Source organism: Nostoc cycadae WK-1, assembly GCF_002897135.1.
Lineage (GTDB): Bacteria > Cyanobacteriota > Cyanobacteriia > Cyanobacteriales > Nostocaceae > Nostoc_B.
On the sequence record NZ_DF978429.1, the window covers coordinates 208084 to 230719 of the forward strand.

12 protein-coding genes and 1 pseudogene are annotated in these 22636 nt (G+C 38.7%); 3 read left to right on the forward strand and 10 right to left on the reverse strand.

Annotation, left to right across the window (positions count from 1 at the left end):
* The first annotated feature begins 293 nt into the window (after positions 1 to 293).
* The gene (locus NCWK1_RS14950; protein WP_103125254.1) at positions 294 to 5972 is read left to right on the forward strand and encodes a trifunctional serine/threonine-protein kinase/ATP-binding protein/sensor histidine kinase; all 5679 of its coding nucleotides are present in this window, start codon (positions 294 to 296) and stop codon (positions 5970 to 5972) included.
* Between the two features lie 10 nt (positions 5973 to 5982).
* Here the strand turns inward: NCWK1_RS14950 and NCWK1_RS14955 are convergent, their stop codons facing one another.
* The 7 genes and pseudogenes from NCWK1_RS14955 to NCWK1_RS14985 all read right to left on the reverse strand — a co-directional run bounded on the left by NCWK1_RS14955 (position 5983) and on the right by NCWK1_RS14985 (position 16737).
* Positions 5983 to 7401 (reverse strand): cytochrome P450, encoded by a 1419-nt coding sequence (locus tag NCWK1_RS14955; RefSeq protein ID WP_103125255.1) that lies wholly within the window; start codon positions 7399 to 7401, stop codon positions 5983 to 5985.
* Between the two features lie 10 nt (positions 7402 to 7411).
* On the reverse strand, positions 7412 to 8389 hold the full coding sequence (locus NCWK1_RS14960; protein WP_103125256.1) for a terpene synthase family protein: 978 nt from the start codon (positions 8387 to 8389) through the stop codon (positions 7412 to 7414).
* 1075 nt (positions 8390 to 9464) lie between these two features.
* Positions 9465 to 9728 (reverse strand): annotated as a pseudogene (locus tag NCWK1_RS14965) (hypothetical protein); the annotation flags it as partial.
* A gap of 14 nt (positions 9729 to 9742) precedes the next feature.
* Positions 9743 to 12028, reverse strand: coding sequence for a heavy metal translocating P-type ATPase (locus tag NCWK1_RS14970; protein ID WP_103125257.1), 2286 nt, complete (start codon positions 12026 to 12028; stop codon positions 9743 to 9745).
* 230 nt (positions 12029 to 12258) lie between these two features.
* On the reverse strand, positions 12259 to 14829 hold the full coding sequence (gene mutS / locus NCWK1_RS14975; protein WP_103125258.1) for a DNA mismatch repair protein MutS: 2571 nt from the start codon (positions 14827 to 14829) through the stop codon (positions 12259 to 12261).
* Positions 14830 to 14917: 88 nt separating this feature from the next.
* Positions 14918 to 15538: a DUF4276 family protein gene (locus NCWK1_RS14980; protein WP_103125259.1), complete on the reverse strand. Its 621-nt coding sequence runs from the start codon at positions 15536 to 15538 to the stop codon at positions 14918 to 14920.
* Positions 15532 to 16737: an AAA family ATPase gene (locus NCWK1_RS14985; protein WP_103125260.1), complete on the reverse strand. Its 1206-nt coding sequence runs from the start codon at positions 16735 to 16737 to the stop codon at positions 15532 to 15534. Before NCWK1_RS14985 ends, NCWK1_RS14980 begins: the two co-directional genes overlap by 7 nt.
* A gap of 566 nt (positions 16738 to 17303) precedes the next feature.
* On the opposite strand from NCWK1_RS14985, the gene NCWK1_RS14990 reads away from it, so the two are divergent.
* Positions 17304 to 17765: a cobalamin biosynthesis protein gene (locus NCWK1_RS14990; protein WP_103125261.1), complete on the forward strand. Its 462-nt coding sequence runs from the start codon at positions 17304 to 17306 to the stop codon at positions 17763 to 17765.
* Between the two features lie 16 nt (positions 17766 to 17781).
* Here NCWK1_RS14990 and NCWK1_RS14995 read toward each other — a convergent pair whose 3' ends face one another.
* The gene (locus NCWK1_RS14995) at positions 17782 to 18135 is read right to left on the reverse strand and encodes a phage holin family protein (RefSeq protein WP_096581627.1); all 354 of its coding nucleotides are present in this window, start codon (positions 18133 to 18135) and stop codon (positions 17782 to 17784) included.
* 88 nt (positions 18136 to 18223) lie between these two features.
* Positions 18224 to 19072, reverse strand: a complete 849-nt coding sequence (locus tag NCWK1_RS15000) for a peptidoglycan-binding domain-containing protein (RefSeq protein ID WP_096581629.1) — start codon at positions 19070 to 19072, stop codon at positions 18224 to 18226.
* Between the two features lie 380 nt (positions 19073 to 19452).
* Between NCWK1_RS15000 and NCWK1_RS15005 the strand changes: the two genes are divergently transcribed.
* Positions 19453 to 20277: a metallophosphoesterase gene (locus NCWK1_RS15005; protein ID WP_103125262.1), complete on the forward strand. Its 825-nt coding sequence runs from the start codon at positions 19453 to 19455 to the stop codon at positions 20275 to 20277.
* 144 nt (positions 20278 to 20421) lie between these two features.
* Here the strand turns inward: NCWK1_RS15005 and NCWK1_RS15010 are convergent, their stop codons facing one another.
* Complete coding sequence (locus tag NCWK1_RS15010) at positions 20422 to 22221, reverse strand: hypothetical protein (RefSeq protein WP_103125263.1); 1800 nt, start codon at positions 22219 to 22221, stop codon at positions 20422 to 20424.
* Positions 22222 to 22636 lie beyond the last annotated feature (415 nt).

Here is a 22636-nt window from a genome sequence, read left to right on the forward strand (position 1 = left end):
AAAGAGACTTAACGGGAAAAGTCAGATTATTTATATATGAATACTTGTAGCTCCATCCTGTCCTTATAAAGAGGGAATAGCCTACTCAAAATCCCCTTATTTAAGGGAGATTTAGAGTGAGAATAATAAAACTTAGTATTTAATAATATCTTCTGACTGATAGTTCTATAAAACCGTATAACCGTTGAAATCCTAGAAAATCAGCAAATTTATTAAAAACAATACTTCGATGTTAAAGGAGGTAAATTACCGGGAATACTAAGGGCAGTTAAATTTTTTTGAATATCACTGCAATGTTAGTATTATCTGAAAAAGTGTTCTCCTTGCCTGGGTATCGAATTGTAGAACAAATTTATTGTGGTAGCAAAACTTTAGTTTATCGAGGTATTAAAGAACAAGATAAACAACCAATAGTAATTAAACTTATACGAAATGAGTATCCTACTTTCAGTGAAATTGCTCAATTCCGTAATCAGTATACAATCACCAAAAACCTCAATTTACCAGGCATAGTTCAACCTCTGTGTTTAGAAAATTATCGCAATGGCTATGCTTTAATCATGGAGGACTTTGGCGGGATATCGCTCAAAGATTGGGGACGGCAAAATAAAGCAACACAAGAGTTTGGGATTACACTACAAGAATTTTTCCCTATTGCTATAGCGATCGCATCTATTTTAGAAGGTCTACATCGCAGTCGCATTATTCATAAAGATATCAAACCAGCGAATGTCCTGATTAACCCTATTACTTTAGAAATCAAAATTATCGACTTCAGTATTGCTACTCTCCTACCAAGAGAAATTCAATACCTGACAAATCCCAACGTCTTAGAAGGAACACTCGCTTATATCTCTCCTGAACAAACAGGTAGAATGAACCGTGGTATTGATTACCGCAGCGATTTTTATTCTTTAGGAGTCACATTTTTTGAACTCCTAACCGGACAATTACCCTTCGTCAACACTGAACCGATGGAGTTGGTTCACGCTCACATTGCTAAACAACCACCAACCGTACAGCAAATTAATCCTCATCACCCGCCAATTTTGTCTGCAATTGTTAGCAAGTTAATGGCTAAAAATGCCGAAGACCGCTATCAAAGTGCTTACGGACTTAAGTACGACTTAGAAGCTTGCTATCAGCAATGGCAACAAATTGGCAATATTAACAGCTTTGAGTTAGCCACTAAAGATGTTTCCGACCGTTTTCTCATCCCAGAAAAACTCTATGGTCGTGAAAAAGAAGTTGCTACCTTACTTACAGCCTTTGAGCGCGTAGCCAGAGGTACGACAGAAATGATCCTAGTCGCGGGGTTTTCTGGGATTGGTAAAACCGCCGTAGTCAACGAAGTACATAAACCGATTTCCAGACAGCGCAGTTATTTCATCAAAGGTAAATTTGACCAATTCCAACGAGATATTCCTTTATCAGCATTAGTACAAGCTTTTCAAGACTTGATAGGGCAAATTCTGGTAGAAACTGATGCTCAAATTCAACAATGGAAAGACAAAATTCTTTTAGCATTGGGTGAACAAGCACAGGTAATTATCGATGTAATTCCTGGTCTAGAACAGATTATTGGTAAACAACCAGCAATTTTGGAACTTTCTGGAACTGCTGCTCAAAATCGATTTAATCTATTATTCCAAAGATTTATTCAGGTATTTAGTACTAAAGAGCATCCTTTAGTGATTTTTCTAGATGACTTGCAATGGGCAGACTCAGCCTCTTTGCAGTTTATTCAACTATTGATGAGCCAAAATAATGCCAATAATCAAACTTCTGTTTTAGTTACTCCTGAATCTACAAATAACTTGTGGAACCCTATATTTGATGGGGTAGTTTGGGAAGTTGATGAAGAGCCAAAAGTTACTCAAACTGAAGGAAACTTTTTACTAATTGGTGCATATCGTGATAACGAAGTTTACCCAGCCCACCCACTTTGCCTAACATTACAGCAAATTGAAAAAGCTGGGACAAGGATTAATCAGATTAACCTAGCACCTTTAAATCAAGGTAATTTAAATTCCTTGATTACTGATACTCTTGGTTGCCATCAAGAGATAGCAACTCCTTTGGGACAAATGGTGTTTGCTAAAACCAAAGGTAATCCATTTTTTGCAACTCAATTCTTGAAATCTTTACATCAAGATGGCATCATTAAATTTAATTTTGATGTAGGTTATTGGCAGTATGATTTTGCTGCAATACAGGCATTAGTACTGACAGATGATGTTGTTGATTTTATGGCACGGCAAATAGGAAAGTTGCCAATAGTGACGCAAAATGTCTTAAAAATGGCTGCTTGTATTGGACATGAATTTGACTTAAAAACTCTGGCGATCGTCAACGAAAAATCTGTAGTAGATACAGCATCAGAATTATGGATAGCCTTACATGAAGGAATAATTTTACCTCAAACTGATATTTATAAGTTATTCCAAAATGAGCCTATTTCAGCAGAAATTGTTCCGAATTCAAATTCTCCAGATTTCTTAAACAATAGTTTTCCAGTTCCTAAATACAAATTTATCCATGACAGAGTACAACAAGCTGCTTATTCTTTAATTTCCGAAACCCAAAGGCAGCAAACGCATTTAAAAATTGGCTTATTACTATTCAATAGTATTACAGTTACAGAACGCGAAGAAAAGATTTTTCAGATAGTAAATCAATTCAATATCGCATTAGAATTGATCACTGAGCAGACAAGGCGTGATGAAATAGCTCAAATGAATTTGATGGCTGGACGTAAAGCTTTAGGCGCTACAGCTTATACAGCCGGAATTAAGTATTTAACAACGGGGATTGAACTCCTATCATCTGATAGTTGGGAAACACAATATGAACTTTCTTTAGCTTTGTACGAAACAGCAGCGGAAGCAGCATACCTAGCTGGTGAATTTGAGCAGATGGAGCAATTAGTTGATGTTGTGTTAGCACAGGCTAAAACATTACTAGAAAAAGTGAAAGTTTATGAAGTAAAAATTCAAGCTTGCGGCGCAAAAAATAAAGCATTAGAAGCTGTTAATACTGCACTTACTGTTTTGAAGCAGTTAGGTGTGGAATTTCCTGAGAATCCTAGCCAATCTAATATGCAATTGGCTATAGCAGAAATTACATCAAATCTAGCTGGGAGAAAAATTAAAGACTTAATTGATCTACCAGAAATGACAGAAGCCTGTCCACTTGCAGCTATGCGTATATTAGTTAGTGCTGCTGGTTTTGTTTATCAAGCTGTTCCAGAACTGTATTTACTGTTTGCAGCAGAAGAAATAAATTTATCGCTCAAATATGGTAATGCTTCCTTATCCGCATGTGCGTACGTTATATATGGGCTGATCCTTTGTGGTGTTCTTGAAGATATTGAGTCTGGGTATGAGTTTGGCAAACTAGCTTTAAGTCTACTTACTAAGTTTAATGATAGAGAAGTCAATCCTAAGACTTTGCTATCATTTAACACAGTTATTCGGCATTGGAAAGAACATGCTAGAAATGTCTTAACGCCTTTATTAGAAGGTTATGTTGTAGCGATGGAAATAGGAGATTTAGAATTTGCAGCTTATTCTATTCATGCTTATTCCTTTTCTTCCTATTTCATTGGTAAGGAATTGATAGGACTTGAACAAGAAATAAAAAATTATAGTAATGTTATCAAACAAATAAAGCAACAAACAGTATTTTACTGGAATGAAATTTATAGACAGACTGTTCTAAATTTGTTAGGTGCAGAGGATAATCCCATTCTTTTAATTGGAGAATCTTACAATGAAAAACAAAGTTTACAGATTCATATTGAAACTAATGATGGAATTGGACTTATAGATTTTTATATTAATAAACTCTATCTTAGTTATTTATTTCAAGACTTAAATAAAGCAATTGAAAATGCTACTTTGGCAGAAAATTATCTACATAGTGGTACAGGACAATTAATTATTCCTTTTTTTCGCTTTTACGATTCTCTTGCCAGACTAGGAATTTATCCTAACACGCATCATTCCGAGCAACAAAATATTCTTGATAGAGTCAGAGCTAACCAAGAAAAAATGCAGAAATGGGCGCATCATGCTCCGATGAATTATCTGCATAAATTTTATTTAGTAGAGGCTGAACGATATCGGGTTACAGGTCAATATCTCGAAGCAATAGAATCTTACGATCGCGCCATTGCTCTGGCTAAAGAAAACGAGTACATTAACGAAGAAGCTCTCGCTAATGAATTAGCAGCTAGATTTTATCTGGAATGGGGTAAAGAGAAAATTGCTCAAACCTATCTCACTGATGCCTATTATTGCTATGTGCGTTGGGGCGCAAAAGCCAAAGTAGATGATTTGGCAAAACGCTATCCACAATTACTCATGCCAATACTTCAGCAAGAGAAACTGAGCCTACAATTATCTGACAAAATCACTATCTCTACTTATCAATCTCTATCACATCAAAGTAGTTACCAAACATTAGTCGGTTCTAAAACAAGTATTTCTGAATCACTAGATTTAGCCTCTGTGATTAAAGCTTCTCAAGCACTCTCTGGAGAAATTGAGATGGAGCAACTACTTTCTACATTAATGCAACTTGTGATGGAAAATGCCGGAGCATCTAAATCTGCTTTAATTTTGATTGAAGATAATAATTTGGAATTAAAGGTAATAGCTATTAGTTCTAGTGCCAATTTTTCATCTATCTCTACACAGTTCCCATCAATTGATGTTGAGTCTAGCAACGATGTTCCGATTACTTTGATGAAATATGTTAACCGCACTAAAGAAGTGTTTGTGGTTGATGATGCTAAGACTGTTGATTTTTTAACTGGCGATCGCTATATTATGCGTGAGCCGCCAAAGAGCCTTTTGTGCATCCCAATTATTAATCAAGGTAAATTATTGGGGATTCTTTACCTCGAAAATAATCTTACTACAGGAGCATTTACACGCGATCGCGTTGAAGTTTTGAAACTGCTTACTACCCAAGCTGCAATTTCCTTAGAGAACGCGATTCTCTATAAAAATTTAGCACAAGCAAATCAAAATCTAGAAGAATACAACCATAGCTTAGAAGAAAAAGTAGAAGCAAGAACACAAGAACTACATCACAAAAATCAACATCTACAAGAAGCTCTCCAAGAATTGCAACGCACACAAACCCAACTAATTCAAAGTGAAAAAATGTCTTCGTTGGGTCAAATGGTGGCGGGTATTGCTCATGAAATTAATAATCCCATCAACTTTATTCATGGCAATATTAATCATACTAGTGAATATGTCCAAGATTTACTAGATTTATTAGCTATTTATCAGCAAGAATGCTCTCATTCTTCAGATTTAGTTAAAGCAAAATCAGCAGAAATAGATGTAGATTTCTTAGCTAAAGATTTGCCGAAAATTCTTGATTCTATGAAGGTTGGCAGTTCCCGAATTCGTAATATAGTTTTAGGTTTACGTAACTTCTCCCGCTTGGATGAATCGGAAATGAAGGCTGTTGATATTCATGAAGGTATTGACAACACGTTAATGATTTTGCAGCACCGACTCAAAGAAAAGAGTGATTCCCCGGAAATCGAAGTTATCAAAGAATATGCAAAAATACCCAATATTAGTTGTTATGCTGGTCAACTAAATCAGGTATTTATGAATATTTTGAGTAATGCGATCGATGCTTTAGATGAGTCAATGCTTAATAGTCAAAATGAACTGTTAACTAGACCTCTGATTCGCATTTGTACTAGCCTTATACGCACAAATACCTTGCGGATTAGCATTGCTGATAACGGTTCTGGGATGACAGAAGCAGTCAAGAAGAAAATCTTTGATCCATTTTTTACGACTAAACCAGTCGGTAGTGGCACAGGGTTGGGATTATCTATTAGTTATCAGGTGATTGTAGATAAACACAAGGGTCAATTAACCTGTGATTCTACTCCCGGAAAAGGAACTGAATTTTTGATTGAAATACCAATCAAGCCGTGAGATGCTGGCATTAATGGGCTGGTGCAGTTGCTGTAGGTACTTGAGACCTTTGGCGCACACGCCGCCCTTTAATTACCATCTTGACTCCATTGGCTGGTGCAAGGGTAAAACCTCGACGCTGTAGTTTTTCTGGTTTCCGTTCAGCTAAAGCCAGTTGGTAATTTGACAGCAGTGTTGCCAATACTAACTTCATTTCAAACATACCCAAAGCTTGACCAATACAACTACGGGAACCACCGCCAAAAGGGATAAATTCATAAGGAGAAAATTGACGTTCTAAAAAACGTTCTGGCTTAAACTGCTGAGGTTGGGGGTATAAGTCTTGGCGATGATGAGTTAAATAAACACTAGTGAGAAGCACAGTACCAGGTTCTAGGGCATATCCCAACAATTTAACAGGTTCTTGAACCACCCTAGGCATTGTCACCATCACGGAAGGATGAATCCGCAAAGTTTCATTACAGACAGCACTTAGATAAGGAAGTCGGAAAATTTCCATTGAGTCTGGATGATCACCAAGAGTATCAATTTCCTCTAGCAGCTTTTGATAGACTTCTGGTTGACGATGTATCCAGTACATAGCCCAAGCCATTGCTGTAGCTGTAGTTTCATACCCAGCTAGTATCAGAGTCATTAATTCATCTCGTAACTCTTCATCGGTCATTGAGTTCCCCATCTCATCTTTAGCTGACATCAATAATGAGAGGATATCGATACGCTCAAGATTGTTTTCTTCTCGACGTTCAGCAATTTCAGCGTAGATCAGTTCATCAATTTGCTGTCTTTGAGACAAAAACCGACCCCAAGGACTCCAACTGCCCAAATTTTTTTGTAAGAAGGAAAACAACAAAAAGCCAGAAGTTACTGGAGATATAAAATTATCCATCAGCGACGTTAATAGATACTTGAGTTTTTGGCAACGTTCTCCTTCATATAAACCAAATACTGCCTGCAACATAATTTGCAAGGAAATTTCCTGCATAACAAACCGAGCCGAGAAAGGTTCATTCAGTGGTAAGTGAGTATAGATGTTTTCCGTCAACTTACACATCAAAGAGCCATAAGCTCGCATCCGTTCTCCGTGAAAAGGGGGCATGGCAATCTGTCGCCGTCGTTTGTGGCGCTCGCCACTAAGCATAAGGAGAGAATGGTTCCCTAACAAGGGTTGCAGAATTCTGTTTTTTTCACCAAGAGCTGCAAACTTCTTCCGTCCCACACTTTGTACAGTTCCAGACGCATCATTGGTGAAAATTTCTTGTATTGCCTGGGGATGATTTACGAAAACTACAGTTTCTCCAAACCCAACTATCTCTGCTGTAAAAATATCAGGATGCTGTTGGGCTGCACCTTCAAAATATTTAACTGGGTTCGCTGTCCACTGGAGTTTTTGCAGAAAAGCTGGAGCTTTTAGAGTGTTAGGTAATGACATATAATTTCTCCTAGGCTACTTGTGCTGGTATTTGATTTTGCATAGTTCCAGTCTGATAACGACCAGAATTACAAGACCAGTCAAAATTACCACGTATCCAAGTATGGAGTCCCGATAAGTATTTGGTAACTTCATGATTGATTTCTTCATTAAAATATGGGATAGATGCTTGTAAATCAAGGAATGATTGCAACTCTTGATTGTGCATATTTGCAACAATTGCAACTGCTTGATTTAAAGGTATTTTATGTTGAAAATGAAGTACTATGATTGAGTTATGAACATCACCACTAGCCATTTCTTTTGGGGCTGAAAATATGTCATTACACAAGCAAATAATTTTATTAGTCATCATTTTCAGCTTTTTTATACTTTCATGATTTCTGACAAAATCGCTCACGAGATGATGATTACAAAATTCACTTATATCGATGCTAATATCAACTGCTGAACTTAACAAATGGATCATTTGATAGTTATCAAAATCAGGTACTTGTGTACTAGCACGATTTATTGATTCCAACACACATCCATCGAAGTATTTCTTCAAAGAAATAGCAAAGTAATTGAAACATCTTGCGTTTCCTATTTGAAGCATCCTCTGTCTTAAGTTATTCAAGGCGTGACTCAGAGGTATATCATGTTTATTAATTTCAGATCCGTTAAATATTTCTAGAAATCTACTGTGTAAAGTCTTGAGCAATTCAGGCTGTTTTCCTAGATCTGAACTATCACATTTATCATCTAAAACAAATAACCAACTCATCCAATCATTTGCAATTTTTAGTTCTTCAATCTGGCAATATGGATATGTATATGCAGCTAGTAAAAAGAACTTTGCTTTGGAAAAAAGCTGATACTCTGATGTATTTTTTAGGAGATTAAATTGCTGCACCCATTCAAAAGCATAATCTTCTAAAACATCTACATACTGATTAACTTGAGATGGAAATGGGCAGTATAAATCGGGAAAAATCAACTTTTCCATAATTCCTCTGAATTGTTCCAAGTTTTTAAATAAATGGCATAGTCGTTAGTGGCTAATTTCAACTTAGACACTTAGATAGCAATATTTACAGCTATTAATTTATGCAGGCAAAAATTCACCATTTGAATTCTTACTAATGTCTTTTCTGCATTTTAGACACAACAGCATAGCTGCAAAACGGCAACCAATTTTGAAGACATACTTTTGATGCCTGTATAAATTTCTAAAAAATCTTATGCAGAGTCTGAATTTTTGCTGATGATATATTTCCCATAGCAGCTACAAGTCATTTGTGAGAAATAACTAAATATCAGGAAGAGTCAACACAAAAATTCTCACAAATTAATTATGTTTGCTACAGTATTGTCGAAATTTAAATGAACAGCACTCTTGACTTTTACACTGCGTTTAATACAGTGTAAAATTTTCTTTTGTAATTTATGACACGGCGGTTAACTTCACTTGAGACTCTGTTTAAGTAAAATCTCAGTTTTATTACCCAACTTCTTTTATTATTATTTAATAATTTTGTCAAAAAGATAACTGTAATTTTGTGTAATTACAAGGTTATACTAAAGTTTATTTATACAGTGTAATATAAATGACTATATTTTTATAAGTAACTACTAAATTTCTTTGACTAATTTAGTAGTTATGTAGAGGTTTTTATCAAAATTTTATCTTTTAACAAGTAAATACTTATGTTAAAAAATATGGCTATTTTAAGTTAAAATACTTAAATGTCATGAATCTATGACATGTCAATTATTGCAATTAATGGTATTTACTAAATATTTGTAAAGTGAATATAAAAAAACTCAATAACCATAGAGTTTTATTACTAAAAAAACGTACAATTAAGCAAGTATATAGCAAATAAGCGATGTAGCAAATACTACTTGTATAATAATATAACTTAAGTAGTACTTATTTTCATCCAAATAGTAGTTGAAAAATTTAAGTTTTTATGTGTCTCAGCGGCTACACTGGTATAGATTTATGGCTAGTAGATCAATGTAGTGAACTTTTAGGTGAGTAAATAATTTAACGTCTACTGGGTTAGGACTGCTTTCTAAGACTTGGGTTTACTTGGCAAAAACCACCAAAGTTGTAAACCAATTAAACTTAATCCGCCCAGAGTGACGGCTACTTTGTTTTCTAAGGGCTGATTGATCCGTTGGAATTGATTTGTGTGGAATGTTGTAGATGAGTGTGGATCATGAGAGGTTTGTATGATCGCCTCTGTCTTTAAGATGCTAGGCGATCGCGCGATCGCTTGAACATCTGCAATTGCCAATACAACTCCCAGCAGCAATCCAAATCCTGCTTTATGAAACATTGTTATTTCCTTAATTAGAATGTTTTAGCTTGAAAGTTACGCAAACGCAGCGCATTAGTGACTACAGAAACTGAACTAAAAGCCATTGCTGCACCTGCAATAATCGGGTTCAGCAACCAACCAAATACAGGGAACAGAATTCCGGCGGCGATGGGAATACCAGCAACGTTGTAAATAAAGGCGAAGAATAGGTTTTGGCGAATGTTACGCATTGTGGCGCGGCTAAGTTGAATGGCTGTGACTATACCTTGCAAATCACCAGAGATTAAGGTGATGTCACTAGCTGCGATCGCCACATCTGCACCCGTACCGATGGCGATTCCGACATCAGCTTGCGCTAAAGCTGGTGCATCATTAATCCCATCACCAACCATTGCGACAATTGAGTGCTGAGTTTTTCTTGTGCTCCCCTGCTTCTCTGCTTGCAGTGACTTAATCACCTCTGCTTTTTGATCAGGACGGACTTCTGCCAAAACCTGCTTGATACCAACTTCACGGGCAATACTTTCGGCGGTGCGTTGGTTGTCGCCTGTAAGCATAACAACTTCTAAACCGAGTTTTTGTAATGCTTTCACAGCTTGGGGAGAAGTGGGTTTAATTGCATCAGCAATCCCGATTAACCCTTGGATTTCGCCGTCAACTGCTAACCAAACTGCGGTTTTACCCAGGTATTCTAAGCGTTCTTTGTCTTGTTGCAAGACTTGGGTATGAATATCTAATTCTTCCATCCAGCGTTGTGTACCAATTTGCACCAGATGATGAGAAACAATACCTTGTACGCCGCTACCTGCTACGGCTGCAAAATCTCTGACATCTGCTAAGGTTACTTCTTGAGATTGGGCATATCGCACAACGGCTTCTGCTAACGGATGTTCAGAATTGCGTTCTAAGGATGCGGCTAGTTGTATTAGCTGAATTTCGTTACTGTTAGCTGTACCGTTAACTGTGACAAAATCTGTAACAGTGGGTTTACCTTGAGTAATTGTGCCGGTTTTGTCTAAGACAATGATTTGAATTTGGTGTGCCAATTCTAAACTTTCTGCACCTTTAATTAAAATGCCATTTTCTGCACCTTTACCTGTACCTACCATCACAGAAGTTGGTGTAGCTAAACCCAAAGCACAAGGACAAGCGATAATTAACACTCCGACTGTGGTAATTAAGGCTAGGGTGAGGTTGCCCGTGATGTTGTACCATACGACAAAGGTAAGAATAGCGATCGCAATTACCCCAGGTACAAACCAACCAGTAATTTGGTCTGCTAGTCTTTGAATGGGAGCTTTTGAGCCTTGAGCCTGCTGTACTAATTGAACAATCTGTGCCAATACAGTATCCGCACCAACTCTTGTCGCCCGAAATTGGAAACTTCCAGTTTTGTTGAGAGTTGCGCCAATAACTTCATCTCCTGGTTGCTTTTTCACTGGTACACTTTCACCAGTCACCATCGCTTCATCAACAGTGGATGTCCCCTCCACCACTTCGCCATCAACAGGAATCTTTTCTCCAGGACGAACCAGCACAACATCGCCAATTTGTACTTCTGCAATCGGTACATCTACTTCTGTTCCGTGACGAATCAACCGTGCGGTTTTCGCCTGCAAACCAATTAGCTTACGGATAGCTTCTGAGGTTTCTCCTTTGGCACGGCTTTCAAATAATCGCCCTAACAAAATTAAGGTAATGACAATCGCCGCAGTTTCATAATACACATCAGGCATCAATCCCTGAGCAATGAAAAAGCCAGGAACCAAAGTCGCAAATAGAGAATAAAAATATGCAGCACTTGTACCTAAAGCTATTAAGGTATCCATTGTGGCAGCATGGCGCTTGAAAGCTTTCCAGGCATTGACATAAAAAGTTTTACCGCACCAAAACTGCACAGGAGTAGTCAGAACTAATTGCAACCAAGGGTTATGCAGCCATGTAGGAATCAAGGGTAAGTGTAATCCTGTCATCATTGGCAGTGAACCAATTACTAGTAAACTGCCAATAATCCCCCCTACAGTTAACTTGCGTTGCAAATCACGAGATTCTTTCTGGCGATGTCTGATTACTGCATCATCTTCGCCAGCCATTAGATTTTGTGATTGCAGTGGGTAGGCTGAATAACCTGCGGCATCTACAGCATTTTGGATGGCTTGTAAATTTGTGGTTCTGGGGTCATAATCAACTGTTGCTTGTTCTGCCCCAAAGTTCACACTACATTCTTTCACACCAGGGACAGAACGAATTGCATCTTCTACACTTCTGGCACAGGAAGCGCAACTCATACCGCGCAATTTCAAGGTGGCATTTTCCATTTGAAAACTCCAATTATCAAGTCTTGTTCCAGACTGACTTTATCTTGACTTCTCCAGTGAACTGGAGTGTCAAGGGGTATAAGGAAAAATTGGAATTAGCAGAAAATCCCCTTCTTTGATTTATAGCAGGAGGCAGCAGGAAGAAAAGTCTTACTATTCCTGGTATTCAAGCTTTCCAGTTGTCCTAACATATCTGACTACCGCTATATCATTCAGCAATTGACAACAACTTACGTCAAATTTTTCAAACCGATCGCAATCTTACTATGTTTCTCAATTTGCCCCATGACTTGTTTTGCCCGTTGAATCACTACGGCGGGTAAACCGGCTAATCTACCCGCTTCAATACCGTAGGATTTATCAGCACCACCGGGTTGAACTTGGTGTAAAAAGATAATTTGGTCTGGTAATTCTTTGACGGTTACTTGATAATTAGCCACATTGGTTAACATTCCCGCCAACTCATTTAGTTCGTGGTAGTGAGTGGCAAAAATTGTCCGCGAACGAATCTCAATTGCTAAATATTCTGCTACCGCCCAAGCAATGGAAAGACCATCAAAAGTTGCTGTCCCGCGCCCAATTTCGTCTAATAAGACTAACGACCGAGATGTAGCATGGTTGAGAATATTGGCAGTTTCATTCATCTCCACCATAAAGGTAGATTGACCAGTTGCCAAATCATCCACAGCGCCGACACGGGTAAAAATGCGATCGCATATGCCTAACTTAGCCGACTTCACAGGGACAAAACTCCCAATTTGCGCCATCAACTGAATTAAGCCTACCTGACGCAAGTAACAACTTTTACCGCTGGCGTTTGGCCCGGTAAGAATGATTAAGTCGGGGTTGTCCTTTGTTGATGAATCTTGTCCTAACTGAGTGGAATTAGGGACGAAGAAACCCGCAGGTAAGGACTGTTCTACCACTGGGTGACGACCATCTACAATTTCTAGTTCTCGCCCTGATATCATTTCGGGACGAAAATAACCTTGTTGTACCGCCAACTCAGCTAAACCACACAACACATCCGCCGCAGCCACAGCGCGAGAAAGTTGACGAATAGCCTCGGCTTGTTCGCCCACTTCTTCGCGCAACGCCACAAAAATTTCATACTCCAACTTATATAAATCATCCCGCGCACTGAGAATTCTCGCTTCTCGTTCCTTTAGTTCTGGGGTGATATATCGTTCCTCATTCTTGAGGGTTTGCTTGCGGATATAGTTAGCGGGTACTTGGTCAGCTTTGGTGCGGGAAATACTAATGTAGTAACCAAAGGTTTCGTTAAATCCTACCTTCAAAGTCGGGATTCCGGTTTTCGCCCTTTCATCTACTTCTAAATTCGCAATCCATTGATGATCTGCTTCGACAGTCGCCTTTCTTTCATCTAATAATACATTCACACCAGGACGAATTAACCCGCCTTCTTTTAAATGTATGGGTGGTGCTTCGACAAGGTGGGCTTGAATTTTCTGTGCCAATTCTTCTAATACAGGCGGGACTTTTTGCAAAGCTTTCAAAAAGGGAGAACTTGCATCAGCGACTACACGGGCTAATTCGGGTAAACGAGACAGAGAATCAGCTAAAGCGATTAAATCTCGTGCATTAGCAGTACCAGAACTCGCCCGTCCTGTAAGGCGTTCTAAATCGTAGATTTGCCGTAATAAATAGCGCAAATCTTGGCGTAGAGGTGTATTTTCTTTTAATTCTTGAATTGTATCTTGCCGCGATCGGATGCCTTTAATATCGAGTAACGGTTGTAATAACCAGCGTCGTAAAGCCCGACTTCCCATTGCGGTGCTAGTTCTATCTAACGCCCACAACAGCGAACCGTGAAAAGTCCCATCGCGGACGGTTTGGGTAATTTCTAAGTTACGGCGGGTTTGATGGTCAATAATTAGGTAGTCTGTGAGTGTGTAAGTGCGGAGTCTTTGCAGAGAAACAGTGTTTTCCTTTTGGGTATCTTCCACATATTCTAAAAGACCACCAGCCGCCCGCACTGCTAGAGGAAGATGGTCACAGCCCAAACCTTCGAGCGATCGCACCTTAAATTTCTGCAATAATTTACTTCTAGCTTCCCCTTGAGAAAAAGGTACTTGCGATCGCAAACTATAACAAAATGATGGTGGTAAACATTGGGGAAGATGGGGCGAAGTTTCCCCAGGACGCAGCAATACACCCAAATCAGGTGCATTTGTGGGAACCAACACCTCGGAAGGCTGGAGGCGCATTAGTTCTTGGGTGAGATGTTCTAAATCGCTACCTTGAGTTGTGAGAAATTCCCCAGTGGAGATATCTGCATAAGCTAAACCCCAATGAGTCCCAGCAATAACTACCGCTGCTAAATAATTATTGCGGCTAGACTTTAACATTCCCTCTTCTAACAACGTACCAGGCGTAAGGATGCGCGTTACTTCCCGGCGCACCAAACCCACAGCTTCCGAAGCATCTTCTACTTGGTCGCAAATAACAACTGCATAACCTTTTTCCACCAATAGAGTAGTGTAGCGTTCCCAAGCGTGATGCGGTACACCAGTCATCGCCACTCGCCCAGCTTCACCGCCATGCTTGCTGGTGAGAACTAATTCTAATTCCCGCGAAACAGTCACCGCATCTTGGAAAAAAGTTTCAAAGAAATCCCCCACCCGATATAGCAACAGCGCATGAGGATACTGATCTTTAACTTCCACATAATGCTGATACATTTTACTCAGCTTAGTGCGGTCTACCAATCGCGTATCCGCGTGAGGCGCAGGGGGTTGAAGAGATTCCGTCGGCTGGTTATCAGAGTCAGAAGCGGTCATAGATAGATGCAGGAAGTTATGCACACAAAAGCCACAATACTCGATGATAACGTGATGTGGAGTTGAGTTGCGATCGCTCCAGAATTTTTTATGTTTCTATTTTGCCTTGCAATGTGGTGAACAGGCGATCGCAGTACGGTGAAGCTTGACGAACAGTAGCGACATCCAGCAATTCTAGCAACTTTGAGGCATGATTAATTTTGTGATACTCTCCTTTAGTTGTTTGGCTAGTAGCAGCCTTTAAACTTGGCTCTAAATTATCTTTAGCAATAGTCTCTACATTAGGATTTTTGGAAATAGCATTTTCTTTAAAACCTTGACCATAAAATTTTTTAAGGGTTTCAATGTCAGCAATAAACCAAGCCTCCACAGCTTGCACCATCAAATGACACTGGCTGTCATCCACTTCTGATGGCTTATTCCAATTATCCCTTAACTTTAAATGCTGCCAAGGTGACTCTACTTTTACAGGTGCTTCGGCATCAACCAACAATACATTAAAAGCTTCTGGATGGTTTTTTAATGCGTTCTTAAAATCTTGGAAAGCATTATTCCGAGAACCACAGATAATAATATTCCATTTGATTTTTTGACTTCTTGCCAATTCGACTAATGGGTTTAAAAATTGGCTAAATCCTTGTCTAATTAAAGCTTTTGTATTTTTACCATCACCGCCACCTTCTACATAAATCCGCACCTCCTTTACCATCTATTTCCCCCAATTTCACCCATCCGCCAGAGGTCTCCGAGACTATATTTTTCCAACCAATTCTTCAGTTTATTTGGTTCAAGACGACGAAGATGAGAGCCTTGTTCATCTCGTTCACAAACTAATACTGATTCAGGATATTCGCTTAAAGCAGAAACTAAAGCATCAGAATGAGTTGTTACAATTAATTGTGTTCTCTGAGATGCTTCAATTAACATTTCAGCAATACTAGGTAAAATATCTGGATGTAAGCCTATTTCCGGTTCTTCAAGGCAAATAAGTGGGGGTGGAGTTGGGTCAAGCAGTAAAGCCATTAAAAATAAATAACGCAATGTACCATCAGATAAACGATTTGCGGGAATTGGTTGAACTAAACCTTCTTCACGAATAAAGATCTGTACTGTTCCACCATATATTCTTACAATTAGTTCTTCTGCTGAAGTATAAAACTTTTTTAGTTTTTCAGTAATTTTTTTATTACCTATTTGGAGTTGTAAGTTATTTAAAACCAAACCGATGTTACTTCCATCCTCCATTAAAGGATATACGGGAAAATCAGCTTGTTGTGGCCTACGGGGTTGACAATTACGTCCTATAGGTAAATCTCTATACATACAAATTCCAGAAAACCCGTAGCCTATATTTGTTATTTCTGGGTATTTCCTTACATCTTGTAGTTGGGACAATATAGACTTATTTATTTGAAGAATCCGAGAATCCCAGAATTCTTCATATATTAGTTCTTCGCCCAATTCATCTTTTTCTCTAAATTTAGAAACTGTCTTACCATTATTATTAAATTGATAGTAAGAAAATACTTCACTGTTATCTGAGTTTATTTTTTCTGTTTCTATAGCTTCATCTATTAAATGAAAATTTTGGTTAACTCCAGTAAAATTTAGTCTATAGATTAGATTTGGTAATTCTCCTATACTTAAAGTGACTTGAATTTCTGCTATTGGAATATTTTTTGCACCTTTCCAAAGGAAATCTATAATTCCTCCTCCGTAGCGTATAGCAGCTTCTAAATCCCTTGGAATTTCGCGTAAAATTCCAATAGCTTCAATTAAATTTGATTTACCAGAGCCGTTAGTCCCAATTAATACATTCAGTGGTTGCAGTTCAATTTCTTCACCCTTACTACCATAGGAAAGAAAGTTTTGTAGCTTAATTTTATGAATGAATCTTTTACCTTCCATTTGCGTCTCCTATTCCACTACTTTTCTAAGCTTACTGCGATCTACCAATCGTGTATCCGCGTGAGGCGCAGGGGGTTGATGAGATTCTGTTGGCTGGTTATCAGAGTCAGAAGCGGTCATAGATGCAAGGATTCACACACGCAAAAGCCACAACACTTGATGATAGCGTGATGTGGTGTTGAGTTGCGATCGCTCCTGCTTTTTTATGCTTCTTTGCAGTGTTGACAAAATTCCCAATTTGCGGTATTTACTTAAATAGTAGAAAAACTGTATCTCAATCAGTAATTAATTACCGAAAAAGCAAAACTCCATCGCAGCTATTTTGCGCCAACTGCGACAGAGAAGAAAGAAATTGAAACACCAAGGTAAAGCACAAGCGAAAATTTATGCTTCAACGCTAACATTGAAGCAAAATAAGAGGAAATAACCTACTATTTTTGCCTATTCTCTCCCTTGGTGCTTCCTACTGTGCTAGACATGTTCAATATATAGTGTTTACTTTTTGGGAACAGTATTCTATCGATCAGTTTTCGGGTATTGCCTAACAAAGCTAATATCATCGGTGATTGCTGACTAACTTAACTACAACATCCAACACAAAAGATTCTCACTACCGACGAAATTTATGGGTGGGGATTGGGTTTCAACGAAGTAGTTCGCCACAGTTGATGGCAATAGCTATTGAAGAAGTATTTCAAAAAAATCTCCTCGACGAAAGTGCGATCGCCGGAATTGCTACTATTGATACCAAAGCCTTAGACATTGCTTTAGGAGAAATTTGTCAACTCCGCAATTGGCTGTTGCAAACATTTTCCGCTAAAGAGTTGGCTACTGTTGCAGTTCCCAACCCATCTGCAATCATCACCAAAGCCACAGGAACACCTAGTGTTGCAGAAGCGGCGGCGATTTTGGCTGCTGCTAAAAATGTCCAACTGGGGGCTAAGTTATTGGTTCCTAAAAATATTTTCCGCTTATCAGCACTACCTGGGGTAGTCACTGTAGCGGTGGCTGAAGCAATGCAGCCGTGATTAATCATCTTTTCGACTATTCAACGACTCTGAGGAAATAATTAATCACACTCGAAACAATTGATAACACAATAGACCCAAGCAAAGCAGGTAAAAAGCCTTTAATCTCAAAACCAGTACCAGGAGTGATAGCACTGGCTAACCACAGAGATAAAGCATTAATGACAAATGTAAATAAACCAAAAGTCAACAAAGTAATGGGAAATGCCAAAAGCTGCAAAATTGGTCTGACAAAAGCATTAACTAATCCAATAATAAATACCGCAACCAAAGCTGCAACAAAATTATTGACAATAAAACCATCCACAATTCTAGAGGTAATCAGTAAAGCCACCGCAGTAGCTAACCAAGTTAACAAAAAGTGTTTCATATACAGCAGGTATGACTTCCATTAAATGAATTTAGTAGAGATGCCATACATCCATCTCTACTGAGAACTGGTATAACTACGTATTAGCCTATCGCTGCCCAGGCGATCGCCGCAAGAGAATGTCCCAAGTAGCGCCACCAGCTACACCATCCTCTTCTAAACCATAGCGCCTTTGCAATGCCTTAACTGCTGTTTCGGTAGTGCGGCCAAAATCACCATCTATTCCGCCACTCAAAAAACCAACCCTTTGTAATTGTTTTTGCAACGTCAGTACATCTTCACCACTCATCCCTAAACGCAAAATGGGATATCCTTCGGCTGTGTACTGAATACCAGGAACCTTACGAAAGGTAATAGTTGATGATGGCCGTGCGGGGGTTTTGCGTTGAGTTGTAGGAGTTTTCCTGTTAACTGGTCTTGGTTCTGGTGCGAGGGTTGGGACTTGGGTGGCGCGAGTTTTGGGATTAGCAGGTCTGGGTTCTGGTTTAGCAACAGTGGTGCTAGACAAAGACGCAGCCGTGTTAGATGTAGATGCTGGTTCTTTGGGAAACAATTTTTGCCAAGTAGCAGCATCAGCCACCCCATCAGGATTTAAGCCAACAGCTTGCTTAAAGCGAGACACAGCATTTGCTGTATTTTCGTTATAAACTCCATCCACTGTCCCTGAGTAAAAACCCAAAAGCTTGAGTGCTGCTTGCAACTCCGAGACACGTTCCCCTTGAGAGCCAACTTTCAGCGTTGGACGACTAATTGCAGCACTTGGCGCGGCTTGAGCAATTTTCGGTGGTGCTGCAAATGAAACTACAGACGAGGAAGCAATCAGTAAAGATGTGGAAGATAACAGCAGCAAGCAATACAACTGATTAGCGCTCAAGGAGCGAAACCCTGGTGGTGAGTCTAAGTACTTCAATATACATACTGTTAGGCTGCCTTTCATGGAATTTACTCCCAGAATCTTCTGTTGCTAATATTACAGCCGCTTGAGTCCAGAAAAAAGCTAGTCCAGCATATATTATGAAGTGTGATTGCGATCGCTCCAAATCCAGCGATAATTACAATGCACTCAAAGTAAGCAAATTCAGCCCTGCATTTCTTACTAATACTTGTCATCGACCAGATAAATCAATAGTTTTGAAAGCCAGTTTGGTGCATCTTTATTGTGCGGTCGTGGCTATGTCAATAAAAAATTTAATGTTGCAGTCAAGTTGCTATAAACGTTATGTACATAATTAGCCTCGCATACAAAGAAAACTAATTAATCTCAAAGGAGTAGACAACATTCAATATGAGTTCATATTTATAAAATTACAAAATCCAATGGAAGAATTTTTCTTTGCAGCAGTCGGTGATGTGCATGGACACATAAAAACTATGATTAAACTGCTGAGTAAATGGGAATCGCTCTTAGGGAAAAAATTGGCTTTTATACTACAGGTCGGTGATTTTGAACCTCATCGTCATGAAGCAGATTTATCGACCATGTCAGCACCAACAAAATATAAAAAGCTAGGAGAGTTTTCTGACTATTACTTAGGAAAGGCATTTTTCCCCTGGCCAGTCTTCTTCATTGGCGGCAACCATGAACCTTATGGCTTTCTTGAACAGTTTACTAATGGAGCAGAGATTGTTAAAAACTGTTATTATTTAGGTAGAGTTAACAGTAATATTATTGAAGGATTAAACATTGTTGGAGTTTCAGGAATTTATCGAAAGGATAAGTTTTATAGCCCTAGACCACACTTTTTAGAAATTTCCACAAAATCCAATAAGGAATATATCTACTTTATTGAAGATGATATTATCCAAGCACTAAATTACAAAAATGTTGATATTTTATTATTACATGATTGGCCATCTGGGCTAATAAATAGTAGCTCTATAGCGGAAATTACAGGCTTTAGTAATAGTATAGGATATGGCGAATTAGGTAATGAATTTGCTCGGATGTTAGTGGATTTACTCTTACCAAAACTGGTGCTATGTGGACATATGCACTGTAAATACCGCACTAAAATTATTACTAGTGATAATCAAAGGATAGACATCTGTTGCCTGGCTGATATAAATCAGGGTGATGCAGCAATTGCATTATTTCATGTAACACCTCATGGTGAATTACAAGAAGTTATACTTGAAAGTTAGCAGTAGTGAAAATATCATCGACCGCGCAAGGACGTTATGCAGCAATGGCTATTATAAAGTCTGTATGTAAAAAATTAACAGACTTTACAAAATCGCGTTTCTTGGCTGCTTTTCTTTCTTAAAAAATTGGCAAAAGTAAATCAATCAACCACCTGATGTGCGGACATAAATTTCTTGGCCTTGGGAATTGTAGATGACGATGGGTAAATTAGCATTCTCACTAATAACTGAGAGAGCTTCTTGTAAAATTTGCCAGTGACTATTTGTATTAGTTGTGGAGTCTGGATTTTCAGGATTAGCTGGTGACAACTCGCCTTGAATGGCTTGTTCATATTCAGGTGTGGTTCTGACAATAATTCCGGTGTAATTTAAAGTAAAAGTGCAAATGCGAATTTCAGCACTACAAGTTTTATTTAAATCTACACGGGTTTGTTGCCAAGTATTCATCAGTTCGACTTTGGCTTGTGCTTGCTTGAGTCCTTCAGAATAAGGTGCAATTAGACTTTGTGCTTGGGTGTAGTACAAGCTATCTTGGGAAACATTTTTAGCGGTTTGTAAAGCTTGTTGCCAGTATGCGGCGGCGGCTTGCCATTGGTTGAGTTTTTCGTAGTCTTTGGCTTGTTTAGCAATGCTAAGTGCTTGTAAGTAGCTTTTAGCAGCTAATTGTTCTAGAGTAGCGCGATCGCGCGCCCTCGCAAATTGTGGTTTATATTCTATTAACAGCTTTTGTGCTTGGGGATAAGCTGGACTAGTTTGGGGAATGACACTTAAAGCGTTCACCGCAACTTGCCAAGTAGACTGTACCTTTTGCCATTCTCTTAAAGATTTAGCCGAAGTTTGCCACTTTATCGCTACACTAGCTACCTCTTTGGCGGCTGTTAGTTTTTTCAGCCATTGTTCTTGAGCAACTAACCGCTTATTAACAGTTTGCAAATTAATCCGATACTTCAGTAATTTAGGCTGAATGAAATTATAAAGTTCGCTATTGGGATTAACTGTCTCTAATGGAACGATCGCTTGCCGCCAGAGGTGTTGTCTAGCTTCTAATTCCTCTAAACTATTGGTGGCTGTTTGGGTTTTTTGTTCAGCCGCAGCACCTGTTTGCAAAGCTGTTACCACTTGATTAATTTTGTCTGACTGTTCGGACAGGGTAGTTTTGAGTTCCTCGGCTTGTTGATGACGGGGAGACCACTGAGGAATCACGTTCAACGCCGCACTAGTCGCCTCTAGTTGTTGTTTAACTCTAACTAATTCATTTTCTGACTTCGCACGATACATTAGCTGGCGAGATTCTGTTTTGAGTTGCATCGCTGTTTCTAACTCTTTGCACTCAGATATTACACAAGGCTGAGTTAATAAATAACCACTAACTCCGAAAACAACAATCACCAGTAAACCTACACCCAGCAACACAGGTGAGAATACTAATAAAGGTTTGCGGCGGCGCATTGTGCTTAAATCTGGTGCATCCTCTAGGGGATCATAAAGTGTTTCCGCTTCTGGCTCTTCTAAAGTTTCTGCAATAAATGCAGAGTTGATATTGATATTGTTAGCTTCAGAAAATGAGCCACTAGCTGGAAATGAGCCAGAATCAGAAAAGTCTTGTGTATTACCAGTTTCCCAAATACCTAAGTCTTCTTCTCTTTGCTTAACAGTAATTCCCCGCTTGGCATAAGGAAGTTTTTCACTGGTCACTCTGAGAAAGCATTGTATCCGTTGTTCCCTGTAGGTAGGTAGGGACTGGAGTGCATCCTCAAGCACTGCAAATACTTGTTCGATGTCAACCTTCACGCCGGGTGGATGTTGAATCAGAATCATTAACTCGTCTTTGTTAACCGCACACCTAATTTGGAAGACTTTACCCGATGGAACTTGTGCCAGAAGTTGTTCTTGCAAGGTTCTAGCTAACAGCTGTAAATCTTCTTGCTGGACTGCTACTTTCATAGAGCGTTCCCGCTGATTATCTATAATTGTTTTTTTATCTTTGAGCGAAATAAATGAATGACTTGAGTTTGTTGAATCCAGATGCACAATTTAACCAACCATAACCAGAGATAAAATAAACCAACTTTCTAACATAGATTTTGGCTGTTCTGGCGAAATCTAATATCAGTGATTATTCGTATTTTTATGATGAGACTTTTTTACCTGCGCGAATTTACTAATTCCGAATTAATTTAATCATGAGAATTAATGAGTCGAGAATTTATACCTGCTCCCAAATTTAGACTGATAAATTGGCAACTTAATGCGGTCTTTTATCATGTATTGATACATTAGCAGTACAGAATTCATGCCTAATTCTGAATCCAGACTCATAAATTATTTTGAGTTCAGAAGTAATTACAAATCAAAAATT